Source organism: Halogranum roseipondis, assembly GCF_059695585.1.
The window spans coordinates 78374-96457 of record NZ_JBUEED010000008.1; the positions used below are offsets into that span (position 1 = coordinate 78374).

The window sequence follows — 18084 nt, forward strand, 5'->3', positions numbered from 1 at the left end:
CGTAGCAGGGTTTTGAGAGGCGCCGCATTCCTCCGCAACTGTGCGCACAGTTGCGACGAATTAAGGTCTTTAACTCGCCCAACTGAAGCGTGAGAGACGGTGGCATGAGTAATAGACGTGTTGGCATTCACCCTCGGGGTCAAGCCCCGAGGCACTCTGCCTTGTTTCCTGTAGACTGTACCTTCTCACCTGTTCTCGAACTGATGGCAGAGTGCAGACCGACAGCAGGGACCAGACCGATGACAGGAGATAGACCGACGGCAAGGAACAGACCGACAGCAGGGTGCAGACCGACGAAAAGGGACGAACCGGCGTTGCGGTGACCACCGAGACTGTAACCTCGTAGTCGACTGTCAGGCACTGTCTCGACGCTCGTCGAGCGAGAACACGAGGACCGCTCGTCGAGTCAGCCAGACCATTCGTCGAGTGTCTCGATCGGCCGAATTTTCACTGTCGTACGCAGTTAGGGTATCTGTTCTGCCACAATAGTTTAATCAGACTCCTCTGTACGTCGTTTCATGGGAGACAACGACAATCACTCACCGACACGGACGACACGTCGACGCCTCCTCCGGGGTACTGCCGTCGGAGCAATGCTGTCGCAAGTTCCACTTGCTGGCTCTGCCGTCGCAGCGACTCGCTCGGAGTCGTCTCCGGACGCAGACGTCGAACCGGAATCGGCCGCAACGGAGACGACGAGCGTCGGAGCGCCAGCCCTCTCGGTGACCGACCGGCTGGCCGACCGCCGATACGTCGCCACCGGAACACGTGGGTACGTCGTCGGTACCGAATCCGGCGGATTCCCACCGATGGGGTGGCACATCCAAGGCGAGATGGGCGGTGTGTGGACGCCGCCGCTGAAACTCCTCGACGGCATCTGGTTCGGTGTCGACGGGGAGTGGCTCGACGACGCGACCAGCTTCACCTCCGGGTACGGCCACGTCACGATGACGTTCGAACACGACGATCTGACGATCGAACGGGTCGACTTCGTTCCCGACGGACGTCGTGGTGCGCTGTTCGGTCTCCGGTTCGACAGCGACGAGGATCGGACGGTGACGCTGACCGTCGACGCGCAGTCGGAGCTGATGAGCGCCTATCCGTGGGGGTGGACGACGCCGAGTCAGGAGACGTTCAACCTCGACGACGAGGTGTCTTTCGACGGCCGACGGTTGGTGTTCCGCGAGACGGGGACACCACCCGTAGAGCACGCGACCGAGCACGACTGGGCAGCAGTCGTCGGAGCGTCTGCCCGTCCGGAGAGTTACGAAACCGGCAGTGACGGAGCGAGCGGAGACGGGGCGAAAACGGCGTTCCGTGGCCCCGAACAGTCCCACGACTCGGCGTTCGATTCGGGCGTCGGTGGGCGCCTCACGTACGAAGTCGACGTCTCGAGTGACGAGCCGACGACCGTCTGGATCGGCGTCGCCGGTTCCGAGACTGGCCCCGAGACTGCACACGACGAACTCGCGGCGCTCTTGGACGAGCCGGAGCGGGCGCTCGAAGAGAAGGTCGAATCGCGACTAACACGACAGGAACGGACACGACTCGACCTCCCGGACACCCGTCTTCAGCGGTCGATCGACTGGAGCAAGCAGAACCTCGCGGATTCACGGCAGGTCGCAACAGATCTGATGCTGCGGGACACGGACGAGGGAGGCGCGTACCCCGAACCCGCAGGCCGCCTCGACCGGGTTCGGTTCCTCGGCGCCGGATTCCCCGACTACCAGTGGCTGTTCGGGACCGACGGCGAGTACACGGCCTACGCGAGCGTGGCCGTCGGACAGTTCGAACCCATCAAGGACCACCTCCGAGCGCTCAAGGAGGCCAGCGAGATACTCAACGACGGCTCCGGAAAGGTCGTCCACGAGATCGTCACCGACGGGTCGATGTACTTCGGTGCCAACGACGACCCCGGCAACACCGACGAGACGGTGAAGTTCCCGAGCGCCGTCGCCCTCCTCTGGCGGTGGACGGGGGACGACGAGTTCCGCGACGAGATGTACGATTTCACGAGGCGGAACATGGAGTACGTCCTCGAGCAACTCGACGAAGACGAAGACGGCTGGCCGGAAGGCCACGGCAACGTCGAGCGCGAGGGGATGGGTGACGAGAAACTTGACGTCGCAGTCTACACCATCCGCGGTCTCTACGACCTCGCGGAGATGGCTCGAAGCAAGGGAGACGGTCGGACGCTCTCGTGGGCCCAGCGAGAGGCGGACCGACTCCGTCGGACGTTCGAGGACGCGTGGTGGATTCCGGAGATTCCCCAGCACGCCGGGTCGCTCACGAACCCCGACGAGAGTCGAGTGTACCAGCGTCACTGGATCGGTGTCACGCCGATGGAGGTCGAACTCCGCCGAAACGGCCAGCCACACTTCGGTCTAACCACGCCCGACAACGCCGACGCAGCGCTCGATCTGAGGGAGACGGCGTGTTACAGCGGCGTCGGTGACGACGAGGAGGTCGACCACCGGACCAACGAGGGGTTGTATCATACGGGCGCGCCGGGCTGCGACCGAGCGGAGTTCGCGGGGACGAAAGACAGCACGGAGAAACAGATATTCACGCTCAATACGGCGATCATGGCCGTTGGCGAGGGGAACTACGGTCGCCTCGGCCGAGACCAGCAGGGTCGGTATCTCGACGCGAACGCGACGCTCCAACTCCCGGTTCCGGACGAGCAGCCCGGTGCGATGCCGGAGATCGCTCCCTCGCCGGCGTACGGGCGGTCGCTCGACTTACCGATGACCGAACGGGCGATGGTGCTGCAGGCGTGGGGCGCGTACGGCACCGTCTGGCCCGTCGTCCACCAGCATCTCGGCGTCCGACCGGACATGGGCCGTCGTCGCCTCGAAGTCGTCTCTCACCTCCCCGACCGCTGGCCGGAGGCGAGCGTCGAGAACCTCCGCGTCGGTGACGGAAGCGTCGCGGTCTCGGCCGAGTCACCCAGCAAGACTGACGGGCAGGATGGCCCAACCGACGAACAGACTGCCCAAACCGATCAGATCGATCACACCTACGAGACGACCGTGACGCCGGCCGTCTCGCTCCGAGAACTCGTCCTCGGTCACGTCGTTCCTGCCGACGAGTCGGTCTCGTCGGTCACGCTAAACGGCGAGGAGACGGAGTACGACTGTCGTCGGACGAATCGGGGTCGAGAACTCCGCGTCGAGGCCGACACAACCGGCACACAACGACTCGTCGTGAAGACGCTCGACTGCTGAGACGGTCCGGTGCTGTCGCCGTCTCGCATCGCCCATCGTTGCTCCTGTCTCGTCCACCGACATACCAGCAAGAATATCGACGGACTGCTGCTAGCCAAACCGTTATCCTTCGCAGTCCCCGAACTCCGACATGGAACTCTCTGTCGTCGACCTCTCTCCCGTTCCGGACGACGGTACTGCGACCGACGCCTACGCGAACACCGTCGAAGCGGCGCGACAGGCGGAACGACTCGGCTACTCTCGGTTCTGGGTCGCCGAACACCACGGGATGGCAGACACGCTCGCGGGGACGACGCCCGAAGTGCTGCTCGGCCATCTCGCCGCCGAGACCGACTCGATCCGACTCGGTTCCGGTGCGGTGCTTCTCAACCACTACAGCCCGTTCAAGGTCGCAGAGCAGTTCGGGGCGCTGGACGCCCTCGCGCCCGGTCGCATCGACGCGGGTCTCGGCCGGGCGAACGGGTCGCCCGCAGCGGACCAGGCACTCGGAACGAAGCGGCACGTCCAGAACCCAGACGAGGACCACGAAGAGAAGATCGAGAGCGTCGTCAACCATCTCTACGACGACTACCCCGACGAGCACGCCTACAGCGACCTCCAGATCCCGCGTTCGGGCGCGGCGGAACCGGTCCCGTGGGCGCTCGGGTCGAGCCCGTCCAGCGCGACCATCGCAGCGAAGCTCGGCCTGCGGTACTGCTTTGCGGCGTTCATCCGACCGCAGTTCGCCGCACACTCCTTCCAGGAGTACCGCGATCAGTTCTCTCCCTCGCAGTTGGCCGGTAGCGTCGACGAACCGCAGGGGATCGTCGCGGTGAACGCCGTCTGTGCCGAAACTGACGAGAAAGCAGCACGGCTCCGAGCGGTCGCCGAGGCCTCGTACAAGCGGATGCGACGCGGCGTCGTCGGCACGACGCCCTCCGTCGAGGAGGCGATCGACGAACTCGGCGGCGTCCCCGATCCCACACCTGCGACGCTCGACGCCGACGAGTGGCCGCGCGCCATCTCCGGGAGCCCGGAGACGCTGGCCGGACTACTGGAGCAACTCGCCGACCGCGTCGGCGTCGACGAGGTCATGATCCAACACGTCGTCGGGGATCACGACGACGCGCTTCGCTCTCACGAACTGCTCGCCGAGGGCGTCGGACTCACGCCGCGCTGACGCTCGTTCTCTAGCGCCCCCCATCCGAGCTTTCACCCCGACGACTTTCGGTTCTCGCCTCTGCGACCTTTGGTTCTCGCCCCGACGACCTTCGGTGGTGCTGTCGCTCTCGACTCCGACGAGTTCCGCAAAAAAACCGCGTTACCGAGTGTTGCCGTGCCGTCAGCTCTAGGAGAGACTGACCTGCACCTGGCTCGACGAGGCCGACTGACTCTGGCTCTGGTCGTTGTCCTCGCCGTCCTGGGACTGCTCGGCGGACTGCTCGCTGTCCTGCTCTTGGCTCTGCTCGACGTCGTCACCCTGAGCGGTCTGGCTGGCCTCGGCCGATGCCTCCTGCTCCTGGTTCTGCTCGTTGTCTTCGCCATCCTGGGACTGCGTCGCGTCCTGGTCGACGTCCTGCTCTTGGTCCTGCTCGACGTCGTCACCCTGGGCCGCCTGGCTGGCGTCAGCCGAAGCGTCCTGGTCCTGCGTCTGCTCGTTGTCTTCGCCGTCCTGGTCCTGTTCTGCGTCCTGCGTCACGCCCTGTGACTGTTCCTGTTCGGTGTCGTCACCGGTGGCGATCTGCTCGGCAGACTCGGAGGCGTCCTGGCTCTGCTCTTGGTCGTGGCGGTCGCCGTCCTGCTCTTGATCTTCGTTCTGCTTGATGCTCTGTCGCTGTTCCTGCTCGCTGTCCTCGCCGTCCTGACTCTGGAACGCGTCCTGTTCGGAATCGGCGTCCTGCGACTGGTCGTTGTCCTCACCGTTCTGCTTCTGGTTCTGGTCCTGGACGGACTGCGAGCGCTGCTTCTGGTCGTTGTCTTCGCCGAACTGCTGTTGGGTCTGCGACTGGTCAGCGTCGGCGTTCTGTTCTTGGTCGCTCTTCTTGGCGTCCTGCTTCTGGTTCTGCTTCTGTCGTGCGGACTCGGTCTGGACCTGGTCGTTGTCCTCACCCTCGACGTAGGCGGACTGCGCCTGCTCGGAGTCGGCGTTCTGGCGCTGGTCGACGTAGGCACCCTTCTGTCGCTGGGTCTGGTCCTTGTCGGCGGCCTGCTTCTGTCGCTGGGTGTGGTCTTCACCGGTCTGACCGGCGAGCTGGTCCTGCGCGGAGCTCTCAGTCTGCTGCTGGACGCCGCGGTAGCTCTTCTGGGACTGCCGCTGTTCGGAGTCGATCTCCTGGGTCTGGCTCTGCTTGCCGTCCTTCGAGTAGAGCTGGCCGCCGGACTGACTCTGGGTCGCGTCCTGTGCCTGGCTCTGGAGGCTGCGCTTGGAGTGCTGCTTCTGGGTCGCCTCCTGGTGGACGTCCTGGTCCTGCGTCTGGTCGTTGTTGTAGCCGACCTGGTAGCCCTCGCTGAACTGCTCGGCGTTCTGGAACTGCCCCTGGGCGCTCTTGTAGCTGTCCTGTTGGGAGGCAGCGCGCTGCCGGAGGTCCTGCTCGGAGGCCTGGTCGTTACGCTTGCCGTCCTGGCCCGCGAGACGCTCCTGCATCGCATCCTGGATCTGCTCCTGGGCGTTGTGAACGCCCGCCTGGACGTTGGTACCGTACTGGAAGACGTCCTCCGCGACGTCCTGCCAGTTGTGCATACCGAACTGGTCAGCTTTCCCCGTCTGCGAGGAGCGCTGTTTCTGCTCCTGGCTGCTGTGGCGGGTCTCGAACTGGCCCTGGCCCTGACGCTGGTCGAGCTGTTGGTCGGTGTTCTTGTCGTTGTGCTTCCCGTCTTGATTCTCCGTGAGGTGTTGGATGAACTCTTGGACTTGCGATTGGGAGTTATCCAACGAGACAGACGTCGCGCCGGCGGCGCCGACGATACTGCCGGAGACGACGATCATCGTGATCGCGACGACGAACAGTCGCGAGACGACGCGCATCCGTCGGCTTCCGGAGGTACTCTGTCCACGTTGTGTTTTACTTTTGTCTGACATTGTTGGGGACGTTGACTTTCACGTAACGTCGGTAACCCTGTTGGGTGACACGCCACTTGGGTATGTCATCGGTGTCACTCCGGTAGAAAGCCGTTAACGTGGCGTAGACTCCGGTTGGCGGTGCTTACCGGTCTGGTAGCTTCACCCAGTCACGTGGCTGTTTCTGTCTCGTGTCACACCGCCCGACGCGCTCGAGTGACACGTCTCGGTCGCCCGACGGCCGTCTGCGTCGCCGGACTCTCCTCCGAGACCGAGGTGGTGCCGGCGTTCGGAGTGCTGGGACCGAACGAGGCGGTGAGCGAGTGAGCGAGTCGGTGCGTTCGTCCGTTGCCGACCACGAGCCGGAACGCACCCTCGTTGTACCTACATTGCGATCCCCGTGACCTCGCCGGCGACGAGTCGGTGCACGAAGCCACCTCGAGATGACGTGCGACGATCCGAACCGTCCGACGACCAGCTTCCAACCGGTCGACGGCCGACGGGCCGAGCCGTTCCTCTGTCACTCCCGCTTTCGCGGAGTACTCGCTGCTGTGACGAGCGCGTCGCGCTCCCGTCGAGCGCGGAGTCGGTCGACACGAGGAGATCGTCCACACGCGGGTTCGCCGTCTACGGTCTCCTCGCCCTCTGCTGTGGTCGTCTCCTCTCCCGTCGCATCCGTTGTCACACCGGTCGCAGCCGTCGTCGCACTGAGAGCCCCCTCTAGGAGACTTCATCCGATTCAGATGTGTTTGGACCACAGAGAACCAGACCCGAACGAACCCACGGACTCGTCGAGTACGTCTCGACCGACCGTTCGATCGGTCGCGATCGATTCTCTGGCACCGGTATTGGGACCTTACTCGACGGATAGATCCTCGAAACCCGCCGGATCTGACGTCTGAACTGCCGGACGTGGTTTCGAACGTCCGTGATCACCTCGCTCTCGAGTCGGACGTCGCTTCGAGACCCGTCTATTCGACTACTTCTGTATGCTTTCCCAACGCCTCGGCCTGTCCGTTTCTCCACCCACCCTTCACTAACGGTCTTCTCACTTCGGCTGTCGCGGCGACCGTCTCGTGATTGGCGCAGTCGACAGCGGCTCCCACTCGACGGTATCCGGAGACGAGCACAACGGATCGTACTACGATGCTCGGAAAACGGTCCGTGATGCGGTCTCCGTGCCGCTCACCGTCTGTCGTTACGCGGCTACGTTTGTAATCGCCCGACAGAGTCGACGTTCGCCTCTCGTCGTCTCTCTTCGACTGGTGGCGACAGCAACAGTCAACTGTCGACGACTGGTTCTGCCGGTCTGAGATGATCCGACGCGGTGGCCGGATCGAACCACGCACTCACGCTCTGTATCGTCCGTGCCATCGTCGCGTAGTCCGCAGTCACTGCTCTATACTCCCCGTACGTGTCTTTCCAGCGACCGCTGCGACCATCGACCGTACCGTCGGACTCCTTCATAGTCTGGAGACTGTCTACCTGTTAGACTCTCTCCAAGATGAAACGACTGGTTGTATAAACAAGTGTAGCGCCGTACGACGTACGACTCGCGTCCGCGTCGGTACACATCCCGCTTTTTCGACCACAGAGCCGCTGGTGTCGGTCCACTCCGTAGACGGAAGTCGGCTATCAAGTTTCGTTACATACTTAAATTCCACCAAATCAATAGAAAACAATCGTGTTCGGTAGCGTTTAGTCGTCATTTCTGCAAAAGTGTGAGTGGATGTTGTCAACGAGCGACAGTCGACTCACACGTAACGGCAAGACGATCATCCTCGCACACGACCACGGACTCGAACACGGGCCAACCAAGTTCGAAGGGGTTCGCGAGCGTCTCGACCCGGAGACGGTCTTCGAGATGGCGACGCACGACGCCGTGACGGGGTTCGCGGTCGGGAAAGGGCTCGCTGAGACCTACTACCCGTCCTACGAGGACGACGTGAACCTGCTCGCGAAGCTGAACGGTGGGTCGTCGCTCTGGATGGGTGAACCCGATACCGCCGTCAACTGGTCGGTCGACTACGCCGCGGAACTGGGCGCCGACGCCGTCGGGTTCACCGTCTACCCCGGTTCGAACCACGAACTGGAGATGACAGAGGAGTTCCGCGACGTCCAGGAGACCGCCCGCGAGTTCGACCTCCCGGTCGCGATGTGGTCCTACCCGCGCGGACAGGGGATCAAAGACCACCGCAAACCGGCGGTCATCGCGTACGCGACCCGCATCGCGCTCGAACTCGGCGCCGACATCGCGAAGGTGAAGTACCCGAGAAGCCCCGAGGCGATGCAGTGGGCCGTCGAGGCTGCCGGCGACTGTAAGGTCGTCCTCAGCGGCGGCGCGAAGACCGGCGACTACGACTTCCTCTCGACGGTCGAAGCGGCGATGGACGCCGGTGCGGCGGGTCTCGCGGTCGGACGTAACGTCTGGCAGCACGAGGACCCCACGTACATCCTCGATGCGCTCGAACAGGTCGTGTTCGAAGGAGCTACGGCCGACGAGGCACTCGACTCATAGACGATGATGGACGTACTGACCACGAGCCACTCGCTCACACCCACGACGGACGACTCCGGTGAGAACGGATGATACTGACAGTCACACTCAACCCCGCTGTCGACCACACGCTCCAGCTCGACGACGAACTCACCCCCGACACCGTCGCACGGACCGACGATGCGCAGTTCGACCCGGGCGGGAAAGGGATCAACGTCTCGAAGTATCTCGTCGAACTCGACGTCGAGACGACCGCGACGGGGTACGTCGGTGACTTCTTGGGTCGGTTCCTCCGCGAGGAGCTGACGACACAGGGAATCCCGAACGACTTCGTCGAGATATCGGGCTGTACCCGTCTGAACACCACGATCCTCACTCCCCAGTCGGAGTTCAAGATCAACCAGAACGGGCCGACGGTCGACGAAACGGCGCTGGAGCTGATCGTCGAGACGATCGAGCGACACAGTCCGGAGATGGTCGTCGTCGCCGGGAGCCTCCCTCGCGGTGTCGGTCCAGCGGCGATCGATCACATCGCCGACGCTGGTCCGTGGGAGACGGTCGTCGACGTCGGCGGCGACGTCCTCGCCGACCTCGAGGCGGAGTACGCGCTCTGTAAACCTAACCGGGAGGAGCTAGCGGCCACCGTCGGCGGCGAGATCGACTCGCTCAGCGATGCGTTCACGGCGGCCAGAGAGCTCCAGAGACAGGGGTTCGAGCGCGTCGTCGCCTCGCTCGGCGGCGACGGTGCGATCATGGCGACGCCGGACACCGTCCTCTACACGCCGGCGCTCGACGTCGACGTCGTCGACACCGTCGGTGCCGGCGACGCGCTCCTCGCGGGCGTGCTCGCCGAACGGCAACGCGGTGGGACGGACGAACAGGCGCTTCGGGCCGGTGTCGCCGTCGCCTCGCGCGTCGTCGGCGTCTCCGGAACGAGCGTTCCCTCGCTCGACGACGCGCTCTCGAACATCGAGGAGATGACCGTCACGGCACATTGAGAGGAGTTCGTCACGTGTCACTTCGACTCTCACTGCCCGTCGCTCAGCAGGAAAATGTTCAACCCAAGGAATATTTCGGACAAATCAGTATGAAACAATCACTAACGAAAACACTTTTGAACAGTACGATGAACGATGGTGATGGAAGAGGACTATGACAGACAACACCAAACTCGAGGGGGCGATGCGTTCGCATCTCACCTCTGTCAAAGAGCATCTGATGACTGGCGTGTCGTTCATGATTCCGTTCGTGACGATCGGCGGAATCTTCCTCGCACTGGGGTACGCACTCTCGTCGTTCCTCGGTGGAGCCGAAGCAACGAAGACGATCTTCGAGGCGACCGGTCGCCCCGACTGGTTCCTCGCGCAGATCGGCGTCGCCGGGCTGACGTTCATGGTACCGATCTTGGGTGCGTACATCGCGTACGCCATCGCCGACCGTCCGGGGCTGGCCCCCGGTTTCCTGCTGTCGTACATCATCCAGCAGGGGAACGTCCTCCAGGCCGCCGGTGAGGTCATCGGCCTGCAAGGTGGTGCCGCCGGTGCCGGCTACCTCGGCGCACTCGTCGCCGGGCTGGCTGCGGGCTACGTCGCCCGGTGGCTCAAACGGCGCAGCGTACCGGAGTTCATCCAGCCGATGATGCCCGTCCTCATCATCCCGGTGTTGACGATGATGATCCTCTCGCCGGTCGTCATCTTCGTCCTCGGCGTCCCGGTCGCCATCGCGAACGCGGGGCTGACGTCGTTCCTCAGCGGGATGCAGGGGAGCCAGGCGCTGCTCGTCGGTGCCATCCTCGGCGGTATGATGGCGTTCGACATGGGCGGACCGATCAACAAGGTCGCGTACGTGTTCTCGGTCGGTCTCATCACCGAGCAGATCTACCAGCCGATGGCGGCGGTGATGATCGCAGGCATGATCCCGCCGCTCGGGATGGCGCTGTCGAACTTCATCGCACCGCAGAAGTACACCGCTGAGATGTACGAGAACGCGAAGAGCGCGGTTCCGCTCGGACTCGCCTTCATCACCGAGGGCGCGATCCCCTACGGCGCTGCCGACCCACTTCGGGTCATCCCGAGCATCGTCGCCGGGAGCGCGGTCGGCGGAGCGCTGTCGATGGCGCTGGGCGTCACAATGCCCGCACCCCACGGCGGCATCTTCGTCTTCCTGCTGTCCGATCAGCCGCTCGCGTTCCTCGGCTGTATCGCCCTCGGGACTGTCGTCACCGCCGCGGTGGCGACGCTCCTGAAGAGCGACTTCGAGAAGACCGCTGGGTCGACCGAGACGACGCCCGGATCGACCGAGGCGACTGCGACCCAGGCGAACGATTAACTGTCACACGACACTGACCACCACACACTAACCTATGAGCACGAACATCGCAGCAGACGACATCGACGACCTCGTCCCCGAATCACACATCTCGCTTCAGGAACCGCCGAGCGAGAAGAACGACTGTATCGAGTATCTGCTGGACCTCGTCGTGGAGTCCGGCCGCGTAGACGACCGTGAGCAGGCACTGGAGGCGCTGCTCGCCCGCGAGGAGGAGACGACGACGGGCGTCGGGATGGGGATCGGGATCCCCCACGCGAAGACCGACGCCGTCTCGCGTCCGTCCGTCGCGTTCACCCGTTCGGACGAGGGGGTCGACTTCGGTTCGATGGACGACGAACCGGCGAAACTGCTGTTCATGATCCTCGTCCCCGAGTCGGGTGCGGAGGACCACCTCGAGATCCTCAGTTCGCTCTCGCGGGCGCTCATGCACGAGGAGGTCCGCGACGACCTGTACGCCGCAACGACGCCCGCCGACGTCCAAGCGGCGCTCAAGGAGGCGGTCGCGTGAGCGAGCGCGTCGTCGAGGTCGTCCCCGAGGCGGGGCTGCACGCACGGCCCGCCTCGACGTTCGTCGAGACGGTCAACGAGTACGACGCGACGGTCGAGATCGCCCGCGCCGGCGACGACGACCTCGTCCCCGCGGGGAGCATGATCGCCATCACGAGCATCGGTGCGAAGTGTGGCGACGAGGTCCGTCTCGTCGCCGAGGGTGAGGACGCCGAGGCGGCGCTCGACGCACTCGAAGGAGTGTTAACGACGCCGGAGGAAGAACTGACCGAGACATGAGCGAACGAACACTCACGGGAACGGGTGCGACCCCCCGAGCGGGGGCGGGAACCGTCGTCTGGTACCGACCGGACGCGGCGCTCGACGAGGAGGACGCGTCCGAGACCGTCGCGTCCGAGGATCGGCCGGCGGAGCACGAGCGCTTCGAGACCGCTCGCGAGCAGGCACGCGACGAACTCGAAGCCGAGCGCGACCGGACGGCCGAGCGGGTCGGCGAGGAGGAAGCCGCCGTCTTCGACGCCCACATCCAGTTTCTGGACGACCCCCAGATCGACGACGGCGTCACCGCCGCCATCGACGAGGGGACGCCGGCCGAGTACGCCGTCCGCGAGGCGTTCGCGGGCCCCATCGAACAGTTCGAGGGGATGGACGGACGGATGGCCGAACGGGCGGACGACCTCCGGGACGTCCGCGACCGACTCGTCCGCCTGCTCACGGGCGGCGAGCGAGTGAACCTCGCGGAGCTACCGGCGGGGTCGGTCGTCCTCGCCGAGCGACTGACGCCGAGCGACACGGCCCAGTTGGACCCCGAACGCGTCGCCGGCTTCGCCACGGTCACCGGCGGACGCACCTCGCACGCGGCGATCTTCGCCCGATCGCTCGCGCTCCCGGCGGTCGTCGGCGTCGGGTCGGACCTCGACTCCGTCGAGGAAGGGGCCCACGTCGTCGTCGACGGCGAGACCGGCGAGCTCGTCGTCGACCCGTCCGACGAGCGACTCGAGGCCGTCGAGAGCGACTCCGGCGCGGACGTGACGCACGACCGCGTCGAGACGACCGACGGCACCGAGATCGAGGTCGCGGCGAACGTCGGCCGGTCGGCGGAGCTCCAGGGAGCGGTCGACCAGGGGGCCGACGGGATCGGCCTCTACCGGACCGAGTTCCTGTTTCTCGACCGGGAGTCGCCGCCGACGGAGCGCGAACAGTACGAGACGTACGTCGAGGCGCTGGAGGCGTTCTCGGACGGCCGGGTCGTCGTCCGCACGCTCGACATCGGCGGCGACAAGCAGATCCCGTACCTCGATCTGCCGGAGGAGGAGAACCCGTTCCTCGGCGAGCGCGGCATCCGCCGGTCGCTCGGGCCCGACGCGGAACTGTTCGAGACGCAGTTGCGGGCACTCCTGCGGGCGGCCGCGGACGCCGAGGGCGGGACGCTGAGCGTGATGTTCCCGCTCGTCTCGACGGTCGAGGAACTCGACGCCGCACTCGACCGCGTCGACGAGGTCGTCGAGACGCTGGAGAGCGAGGACGTGACGTACGCAGTCCCCGAACTCGGTGTGATGGTCGAGACGCCCGGTGCGGTGTTCATGGCCGACGAGTTCGCCGCCCGTGTCGACTTCCTCAGCATCGGGACGAACGACCTCGCACAGTACGTGATGGCCGCTGCGCGGGAGAACGAGCACGTCGCTCACCTCCACGATCCGCTCCACCCGCCGGTGCTGCGAGCGATCGAGCGGAGCGTCGAGGCCGCCCACGACAACGACGCGTGGATCGGCATGTGTGGAGAGATGGCTGGCGACCCCGAGCTGACCGAGCTGCTCGTAGGGCTCGGACTCGACGAACTGAGCATGAGCGCCGTCACCATCCCCGAGGTCAAGGCGAACGTATCGGCGACCGACCGGACGCACGCTCGTGACGTCGCAGCGCGCGTCCTGGGCGTAGATACAAGAGGCGACGTCACCAACATCATCAGAGACCAATGAAGCTAGTCGCAGTCACATCCTGTCCGACCGGGATCGCACACAGTCAGATGGCCGCGGAGAACCTGCGGACGAAGGCCGAGGAGATGGGTCACGACATCTCCGTCGAGGTCCAGGGTGCGATGGGTGCCCAGGACGAACTCACGGCCGCCGAGATCGAAGACGCCGACGCGGTCATCATCGCCGCCGACACGGCCGTGAACCGCGATCGGTTCGAGGGGAAACCCCTCGTGAAGGGAACCGTCAAGGACGCCGTCAACGACGTCGAGAGCCTGATTCGGGAGGCGGTCGACCGCGCCGAGTCGGGCGAGACGGGGACGACCGAACTGCAGTCCGACGCGCCGGAGGACACGACCACCGACGAGTCGGCCGAGCAGGAACAACAGCAGGTGGGTGGCGACCCCTCGAAGGGGCTGTTCGCCCGCCTCAAACGGCTCTTCAGCTGACGTCGCGAGAGTTCTTCGTCACTTTTCTGTCGACGGGAGAGAAGAGAGTGTACTGAGAGATCGCCGGGCGCTACAGCCTCGTCTCCAGTTCGTCCACCAGCGACGGCGTCCCGAAGTACGTCGGGACGGACTGGTGCAGCGACTCGGGTTCGCAGTCGAGGATCGACCCCGTCCCGTCGGAGGACCGGCCACCGGCCGTCTCGACGATGTGCGCGATGGGGTTCGACTCGAACTGCAGGCGAAGGACGCCCTCGGGCTTCGACGTCAGTGTCGGGTACGCGAGGAGCCCCCCGTGGGCCAACAGCTGTTCGACGTCGGCGACCATCGCACCGCTGTACCGGAGCTTGTACCGTCGCCTGAGTTCGTCGACGTACGTCTGCAACCACCCCTCCCACTCGGTCGTCTGTCCAGCGACTCCACAGATCTCCGGCTCGTTCGACAGGGAGACCTGTTCGGTGTCGATCACGGTCCCTTCTCGGACGATGTGGGTCTCGACAGTTCCGTCTCGGGCGACGGTGATGGTCGTGTACGGGCCGTACAGGACGTACGCGCTCGCGACGAGGTCACGTCCGGTCGCCGGGAGCGGGGCGTCGTAGACGCCGACGATCGTCCCGGTCATGTTGTTCGACGCGAGGTTCGACGACCCGTCGAGCGGGTCGATCGCGACGCTGTACCCCTCGCCGACGTCGTCGACGCCCGTCCGTTCCTCGCTCACGAACGCGCCGACGGCGTCGAGTTCGCGGAACCGCTCCAACAGCAGGCCGTCGATCCATCGGTCGGCGGCGACCTGCGTGTCACCGGTCGGATTTTCGGTCTCGACCTTCCCTCGATGGTCGGGTAGTCCGTCTCGAATCTCGGGGGTCGCCTCGACGACCGCCGTCAGTATCGACTCGACGCCGGTCATACCCCGTCTCCGCTCTTGCAGTCGACTTCGTTCGGTTGGTAGCTAACTACGTGCACAGTGTTTTCCTCGCCAGTGTCTGCCCTGGTCACCTACAACAAGCAGAGATGTGCACTAATCTGTTCTGAATACGTTTGTTCCTGATCGTTAGTTCTGATATAATAGATCTTTACACACCGCATCGAGTTCACGGTGTCGAGTTTCGCCGCTCCGAGCGGCTCAGAGGGGCTATCGTAGCCACCCGGAGGAGCAGAGACCCCCAGCGAACCACCGGGTTCGAATCGCACGGAGAAAATCGATGACGTTCTGCGATGACCTCTCTCAGTCTGCTACCTCGTCGACGACGCGGACGTTCGCGTCCTCGAACCACTGGCGGTGCTCGGTCGAGAGTCTCTCGTCGGTGATGAACACGTTCACGTCGCGGAGCGTCCCGAACCGTTTGAAGCTCTGCTCGCCGAGTTTGCCGGCGACGGAGACGAGGACGACCCGCTTGGAGTTCTCGATCATCAGCTCCTTCATCCGTGCCTCCTCGGCCTTCGGCGTCGTCAGTCGGCCCTCCTCGTCGATCCCGTTCGTCCCGACGAACGCGACGTCGAAGTTCGAGATATCCATGAACTGTTCGGCCGTCGGCCCGACCAGCGCCTGCGTTCGCTGACGGAGCGATCCTCCCGTGAGCTGCACTTCCCCCTCCTGTTTTCGCAACTCGAGTGCGATGAGCGGCGAGTTGGTGACGGCCACGAACGAGTCGTCTCCCGGCGCCTTCTTGGCGACTTCCATCGTCGTCGTCCCCGAATCGAAGAAGACGACTTCCCCGTGTCGGATCTCCTCGACTGCGACGGCGGCGATCGCCTGCTTCTCCTCGAGATGTTGTATCTCCTTCTGGCCGTACGACCGTTCGTTCCCGACGCTCTTGACGGGAAGGGCACCGCCGTGTGACCGTTCGACGAGCCCCTCCTCGGCGAGTTGCTGGAGGTCACGACGGATCGTCGCCGCCGAGACGTCGAGCTCTTCGGCCAACGCGTCGACGGACTCCCCGTTCCGTTCGGTGACGAGTTCGATGATCCTCCGCTTCCGCTGTCGAGGCAGCATACGATAGCTCGGGGTTGGTCCGTGTTATCCATTCGGATTTCGGCTCTCGAATCGCCCCGACCGCCCGCGAACTTCCCTGTCACGGACGTCGAACGTAGCGTGGCGAGCCACACCCCCACGATAGTTTGTACTCTTTTGATAGTTTGGACGGCAATACTCGAACAACTAATTTGGACGTTTTGTATTACTTGTCCACGTTATTCGCCGAACGACCTCTTTAGCAATCAGAACTTCTTGTACCTCCTGACCGATACGACGCTAAAACCCGGTGCATCCGTGATCCGGTCCCTCCTGTCACCCCTCGGCAGAGACGGTCGTCACGGTCACGTACCAGAGGTCAAACGACAGGACGAGGTCGGTCGAAGTGATGACTCGCAACCGAACGCACATTTGATACGAGGTATCGACCGAGAGACGACCCTGAACGCTTCCTCTCGACCCGACTGCGCCGCGCTCTCGCTCGTGACGACGTACTCTCGCTCACAGTTCCAGAGCGACGGTTCGAACGGTTGGTCCCACGAGTCAAAGACCGAGCGCTCCCGATCGACCGTCTGGAACGGGGTGAGCTGTTCACTATGGTATGTCTAAGCAGATACGTTTGGGTCGGTCGTAGTCGCCCCGTCTGACTGGTCCGGCTTTCGTTCGACTTCTCTTCTTCGGCTCACTTCGCCGACCGACAGACGACGGTTTCGCTGGCTGCCTCTCCGGGTTGGTGGTTCGGAGGTCTCTAAGGCGACGGGCGTCGATGGACGGTAGCACCGACGCGGTCTGCCTCGGACACGAGGATTTCGCTGCCCGAGCGTGACGACCACACCGTCGACGACGATCACTCGTCTTGCGTCCGCCGAGTCTCCTCTTCGGCCTCTTCGACGACGAGGACGCCGTTTCGCACCCGAGTGCGGTACTCGGTTCCGGGAAGGTCGAGGTCGAACTCCGTCGTCAGGGTAGCCGTCTCGAGACTGACGACTGCCGTCTCTCCGACGCGGTCGACGGTGACGTCGGTGTCGTCGACGGCCAACGTGCCGAGGTCGACCGCGACGGTCCAGCTGTCGTCGTACTCGTATCTGGTCGTGTGGAAGTCGGTGGTCGACTGTGGTTCGCTCATCTCGTCTCGAAGTTCGTCCTCGACGCCATTAACTGCCAGTTCGGCGGACGCCGAACGCGCCGGCGGAGCGATCGGCGAGCGGGAGACGGGCGGACGTTCGAGACGCAAGTCGAGGGAGGCGGTCTCCGAGCACCGAGCATATTTGTCCGTTACCCACCAAGAGGCGTCCATGCGAGAGTTCGTCTTCCGCATCTCGTACGACTACGGGGTGAATCCGGTGATGGACGTGTTCATGCAGTATCCGAGTGCGCACGCTCGGACGGTCACCTGTCACGTCTCGGGGAACGGCGTCTGGCGTATCGACCGCATCGCCGGTCCGACCGAAGCGCTCGATCGGATCGACGACGTGTACGACTCGTACGACGGCTGTGTCGAGTGTCTGGCCGCCGACCACGACCATTCCGACTGGGAGTACGAACCGCTCGCCGCCGACCGCCACACGCGGACGGTCTACATGTACCGCACGACGAACGACTGTCACTCCGTGCCCTGTCTCGCCGCCGAGTATCTCGCCGACGGTGTCCTCATAGCGGCCGAACGGCGGAACGACGTCTACGAGTGGCACCTGCTCATGCGTAACGAGGAGGGAGTCAGTGATCTGTACGACCGACTGGAGACCGGGCTCCGAGACGGACTCGAACTCCAGTTCGAGCAGCTCGGTGACCCCGCCTACTGGGTCGACCGCACTGTCTCGGTCGCCGAACTCCCCTACGAACAACGAGTCGCCGTCGAGGCCGCGGTCGCAAACGGGTACTACGAGACGCCGCGGGAGCTCTCGCTCTCGGAGCTGGCAGAGGCGATCGACGTCCCTCGGTCGACGCTACAGTACCGGCTCCAGCAAGCCGAGTCGTGGATCGTCGCCCGCTTCGTCGAGGACTCGGCGTTGGGCGACGTCGCACTCGCCGATCGGCGACGCGAAGTAACCGACATATGAACGAACCCGCTCCACGATCGCCTCGGAAAGTGCG

At 64.3% G+C, this 18084-nt stretch carries 15 protein-coding genes; 10 read left to right on the plus strand and 5 right to left on the minus strand.

Annotated elements, in window-relative coordinates; translation table 11 throughout:
• Nucleotides 1-518 precede the first annotated feature (518 nt).
• Both EOHIBHHM_RS24255 and EOHIBHHM_RS24260 read left to right on the plus strand, forming a co-directional pair.
• Complete coding sequence (locus EOHIBHHM_RS24255) at nucleotides 519-3227, plus strand: glucosidase family protein (protein ID WP_497259424.1); 2709 nt, start codon at nucleotides 519-521, stop codon at nucleotides 3225-3227.
• A gap of 130 nt (nucleotides 3228-3357) precedes the next feature.
• On the plus strand, nucleotides 3358-4386 hold the full coding sequence (locus tag EOHIBHHM_RS24260) for an LLM class flavin-dependent oxidoreductase (RefSeq protein ID WP_497259426.1): 1029 nt from the start codon (nucleotides 3358-3360) through the stop codon (nucleotides 4384-4386).
• Between the two features lie 168 nt (nucleotides 4387-4554).
• On the opposite strand, the gene EOHIBHHM_RS24265 is transcribed toward EOHIBHHM_RS24260, so the two are convergent.
• Together EOHIBHHM_RS24265 and EOHIBHHM_RS24270 are read right to left on the minus strand one after the other, a co-directional pair.
• Nucleotides 4555-6231, minus strand: a complete 1677-nt coding sequence (locus tag EOHIBHHM_RS24265; RefSeq protein WP_497259428.1) for a hypothetical protein — start codon at nucleotides 6229-6231, stop codon at nucleotides 4555-4557.
• Nucleotides 6232-6784: 553 nt separating this feature from the next.
• Nucleotides 6785-6949, minus strand: a complete 165-nt coding sequence (locus EOHIBHHM_RS24270) for a hypothetical protein (RefSeq protein WP_497259430.1) — start codon at nucleotides 6947-6949, stop codon at nucleotides 6785-6787.
• Nucleotides 6950-7993: 1044 nt separating this feature from the next.
• On the opposite strand from EOHIBHHM_RS24270, the gene EOHIBHHM_RS24275 reads away from it, so the two are divergent.
• The 7 genes from EOHIBHHM_RS24275 to EOHIBHHM_RS24305 all read left to right on the plus strand — a co-directional run bounded on the left by EOHIBHHM_RS24275 (nucleotide 7994) and on the right by EOHIBHHM_RS24305 (nucleotide 14021).
• Nucleotides 7994-8782, plus strand: coding sequence for a class I fructose-bisphosphate aldolase (locus EOHIBHHM_RS24275; protein ID WP_497259432.1), 789 nt, complete (start codon nucleotides 7994-7996; stop codon nucleotides 8780-8782).
• A gap of 68 nt (nucleotides 8783-8850) precedes the next feature.
• Entirely contained in the window at nucleotides 8851-9759 is a 909-nt protein-coding gene (pfkB, locus tag EOHIBHHM_RS24280; protein WP_497259434.1) for a 1-phosphofructokinase, read from the plus strand.
• 154 nt (nucleotides 9760-9913) lie between these two features.
• Nucleotides 9914-11089, plus strand: coding sequence for a PTS fructose transporter subunit IIC (locus EOHIBHHM_RS24285; protein WP_497259436.1), 1176 nt, complete (start codon nucleotides 9914-9916; stop codon nucleotides 11087-11089).
• Between the two features lie 34 nt (nucleotides 11090-11123).
• Nucleotides 11124-11600, plus strand: a complete 477-nt coding sequence (locus EOHIBHHM_RS24290; protein ID WP_497259438.1) for a PTS sugar transporter subunit IIA — start codon at nucleotides 11124-11126, stop codon at nucleotides 11598-11600.
• Entirely contained in the window at nucleotides 11597-11878 is a 282-nt protein-coding gene (locus EOHIBHHM_RS24295) for an HPr family phosphocarrier protein (protein ID WP_497259440.1), read from the plus strand. The genes EOHIBHHM_RS24290 and EOHIBHHM_RS24295 overlap by 4 nt, the downstream gene beginning before the upstream one ends.
• Nucleotides 11875-13578 carry a phosphoenolpyruvate--protein phosphotransferase gene (ptsP, locus tag EOHIBHHM_RS24300; protein ID WP_497259442.1) on the plus strand — a complete coding sequence of 568 codons (1704 nt, stop codon included), beginning with the start codon at nucleotides 11875-11877 and terminating at the stop codon, nucleotides 13576-13578. The genes EOHIBHHM_RS24295 and ptsP overlap by 4 nt, the downstream gene beginning before the upstream one ends.
• Entirely contained in the window at nucleotides 13575-14021 is a 447-nt protein-coding gene (locus EOHIBHHM_RS24305; protein ID WP_497259444.1) for a PTS fructose transporter subunit IIB, read from the plus strand. Before ptsP ends, EOHIBHHM_RS24305 begins: the two co-directional genes overlap by 4 nt.
• Before the next feature lie 70 nt (nucleotides 14022-14091).
• Here EOHIBHHM_RS24305 and EOHIBHHM_RS24310 read toward each other — a convergent pair whose 3' ends face one another.
• From EOHIBHHM_RS24310 to EOHIBHHM_RS24320, 3 genes are all read right to left on the minus strand, one after another.
• Complete coding sequence (locus EOHIBHHM_RS24310; protein ID WP_497259446.1) at nucleotides 14092-14925, minus strand: class 1 fructose-bisphosphatase; 834 nt, start codon at nucleotides 14923-14925, stop codon at nucleotides 14092-14094.
• 318 nt (nucleotides 14926-15243) lie between these two features.
• On the minus strand, nucleotides 15244-16011 hold the full coding sequence (gene glpR, locus EOHIBHHM_RS24315) for an HTH-type transcriptional regulator GlpR (RefSeq protein WP_497259448.1): 768 nt from the start codon (nucleotides 16009-16011) through the stop codon (nucleotides 15244-15246).
• Between the two features lie 826 nt (nucleotides 16012-16837).
• Nucleotides 16838-17116, minus strand: coding sequence for a DUF7127 family protein (locus EOHIBHHM_RS24320; RefSeq protein WP_497259450.1), 279 nt, complete (start codon nucleotides 17114-17116; stop codon nucleotides 16838-16840).
• 169 nt (nucleotides 17117-17285) lie between these two features.
• On the opposite strand from EOHIBHHM_RS24320, the gene EOHIBHHM_RS24325 reads away from it, so the two are divergent.
• Nucleotides 17286-18050 (plus strand): helix-turn-helix domain-containing protein, encoded by a 765-nt coding sequence (locus EOHIBHHM_RS24325; protein WP_497259452.1) that lies wholly within the window; start codon nucleotides 17286-17288, stop codon nucleotides 18048-18050.
• The last annotated feature ends 34 nt before the right edge of the window (nucleotides 18051-18084 follow it).

Excerpts from the sequence above, each read along its gene's own strand:
- EOHIBHHM_RS24255 (WP_497259424.1), top strand. The coding sequence starts at position 519 with ATGGGAGACAACGACAATCACTCACCGACACGGACGACACGTCGACGC.
- EOHIBHHM_RS24260 (WP_497259426.1), top strand. The coding sequence starts at position 3,358 with ATGGAACTCTCTGTCGTCGACCTCTCTCCCGTTCCGGACGACGGTACT.
- EOHIBHHM_RS24265 (WP_497259428.1), bottom strand. The coding sequence starts at position 6,231 with ATGCGCGTCGTCTCGCGACTGTTCGTCGTCGCGATCACGATGATCGTC.
- EOHIBHHM_RS24275 (WP_497259432.1), top strand. The coding sequence starts at position 7,994 with ATGTTGTCAACGAGCGACAGTCGACTCACACGTAACGGCAAGACGATC.
- pfkB (WP_497259434.1), top strand. The coding sequence starts at position 8,851 with ATGATACTGACAGTCACACTCAACCCCGCTGTCGACCACACGCTCCAG.
- EOHIBHHM_RS24285 (WP_497259436.1), top strand. The coding sequence starts at position 9,914 with ATGACAGACAACACCAAACTCGAGGGGGCGATGCGTTCGCATCTCACC.
- EOHIBHHM_RS24290 (WP_497259438.1), top strand. The coding sequence starts at position 11,124 with ATGAGCACGAACATCGCAGCAGACGACATCGACGACCTCGTCCCCGAA.
- ptsP (WP_497259442.1), top strand. The coding sequence starts at position 11,875 with ATGAGCGAACGAACACTCACGGGAACGGGTGCGACCCCCCGAGCGGGG.
- EOHIBHHM_RS24305 (WP_497259444.1), top strand. The coding sequence starts at position 13,575 with ATGAAGCTAGTCGCAGTCACATCCTGTCCGACCGGGATCGCACACAGT.
- EOHIBHHM_RS24310 (WP_497259446.1), bottom strand. The coding sequence starts at position 14,925 with ATGACCGGCGTCGAGTCGATACTGACGGCGGTCGTCGAGGCGACCCCC.
- glpR (WP_497259448.1), bottom strand. The coding sequence starts at position 16,011 with ATGCTGCCTCGACAGCGGAAGCGGAGGATCATCGAACTCGTCACCGAA.
- EOHIBHHM_RS24320 (WP_497259450.1), bottom strand. The coding sequence starts at position 17,116 with ATGAGCGAACCACAGTCGACCACCGACTTCCACACGACCAGATACGAG.
- EOHIBHHM_RS24325 (WP_497259452.1), top strand. The coding sequence starts at position 17,286 with ATGCGAGAGTTCGTCTTCCGCATCTCGTACGACTACGGGGTGAATCCG.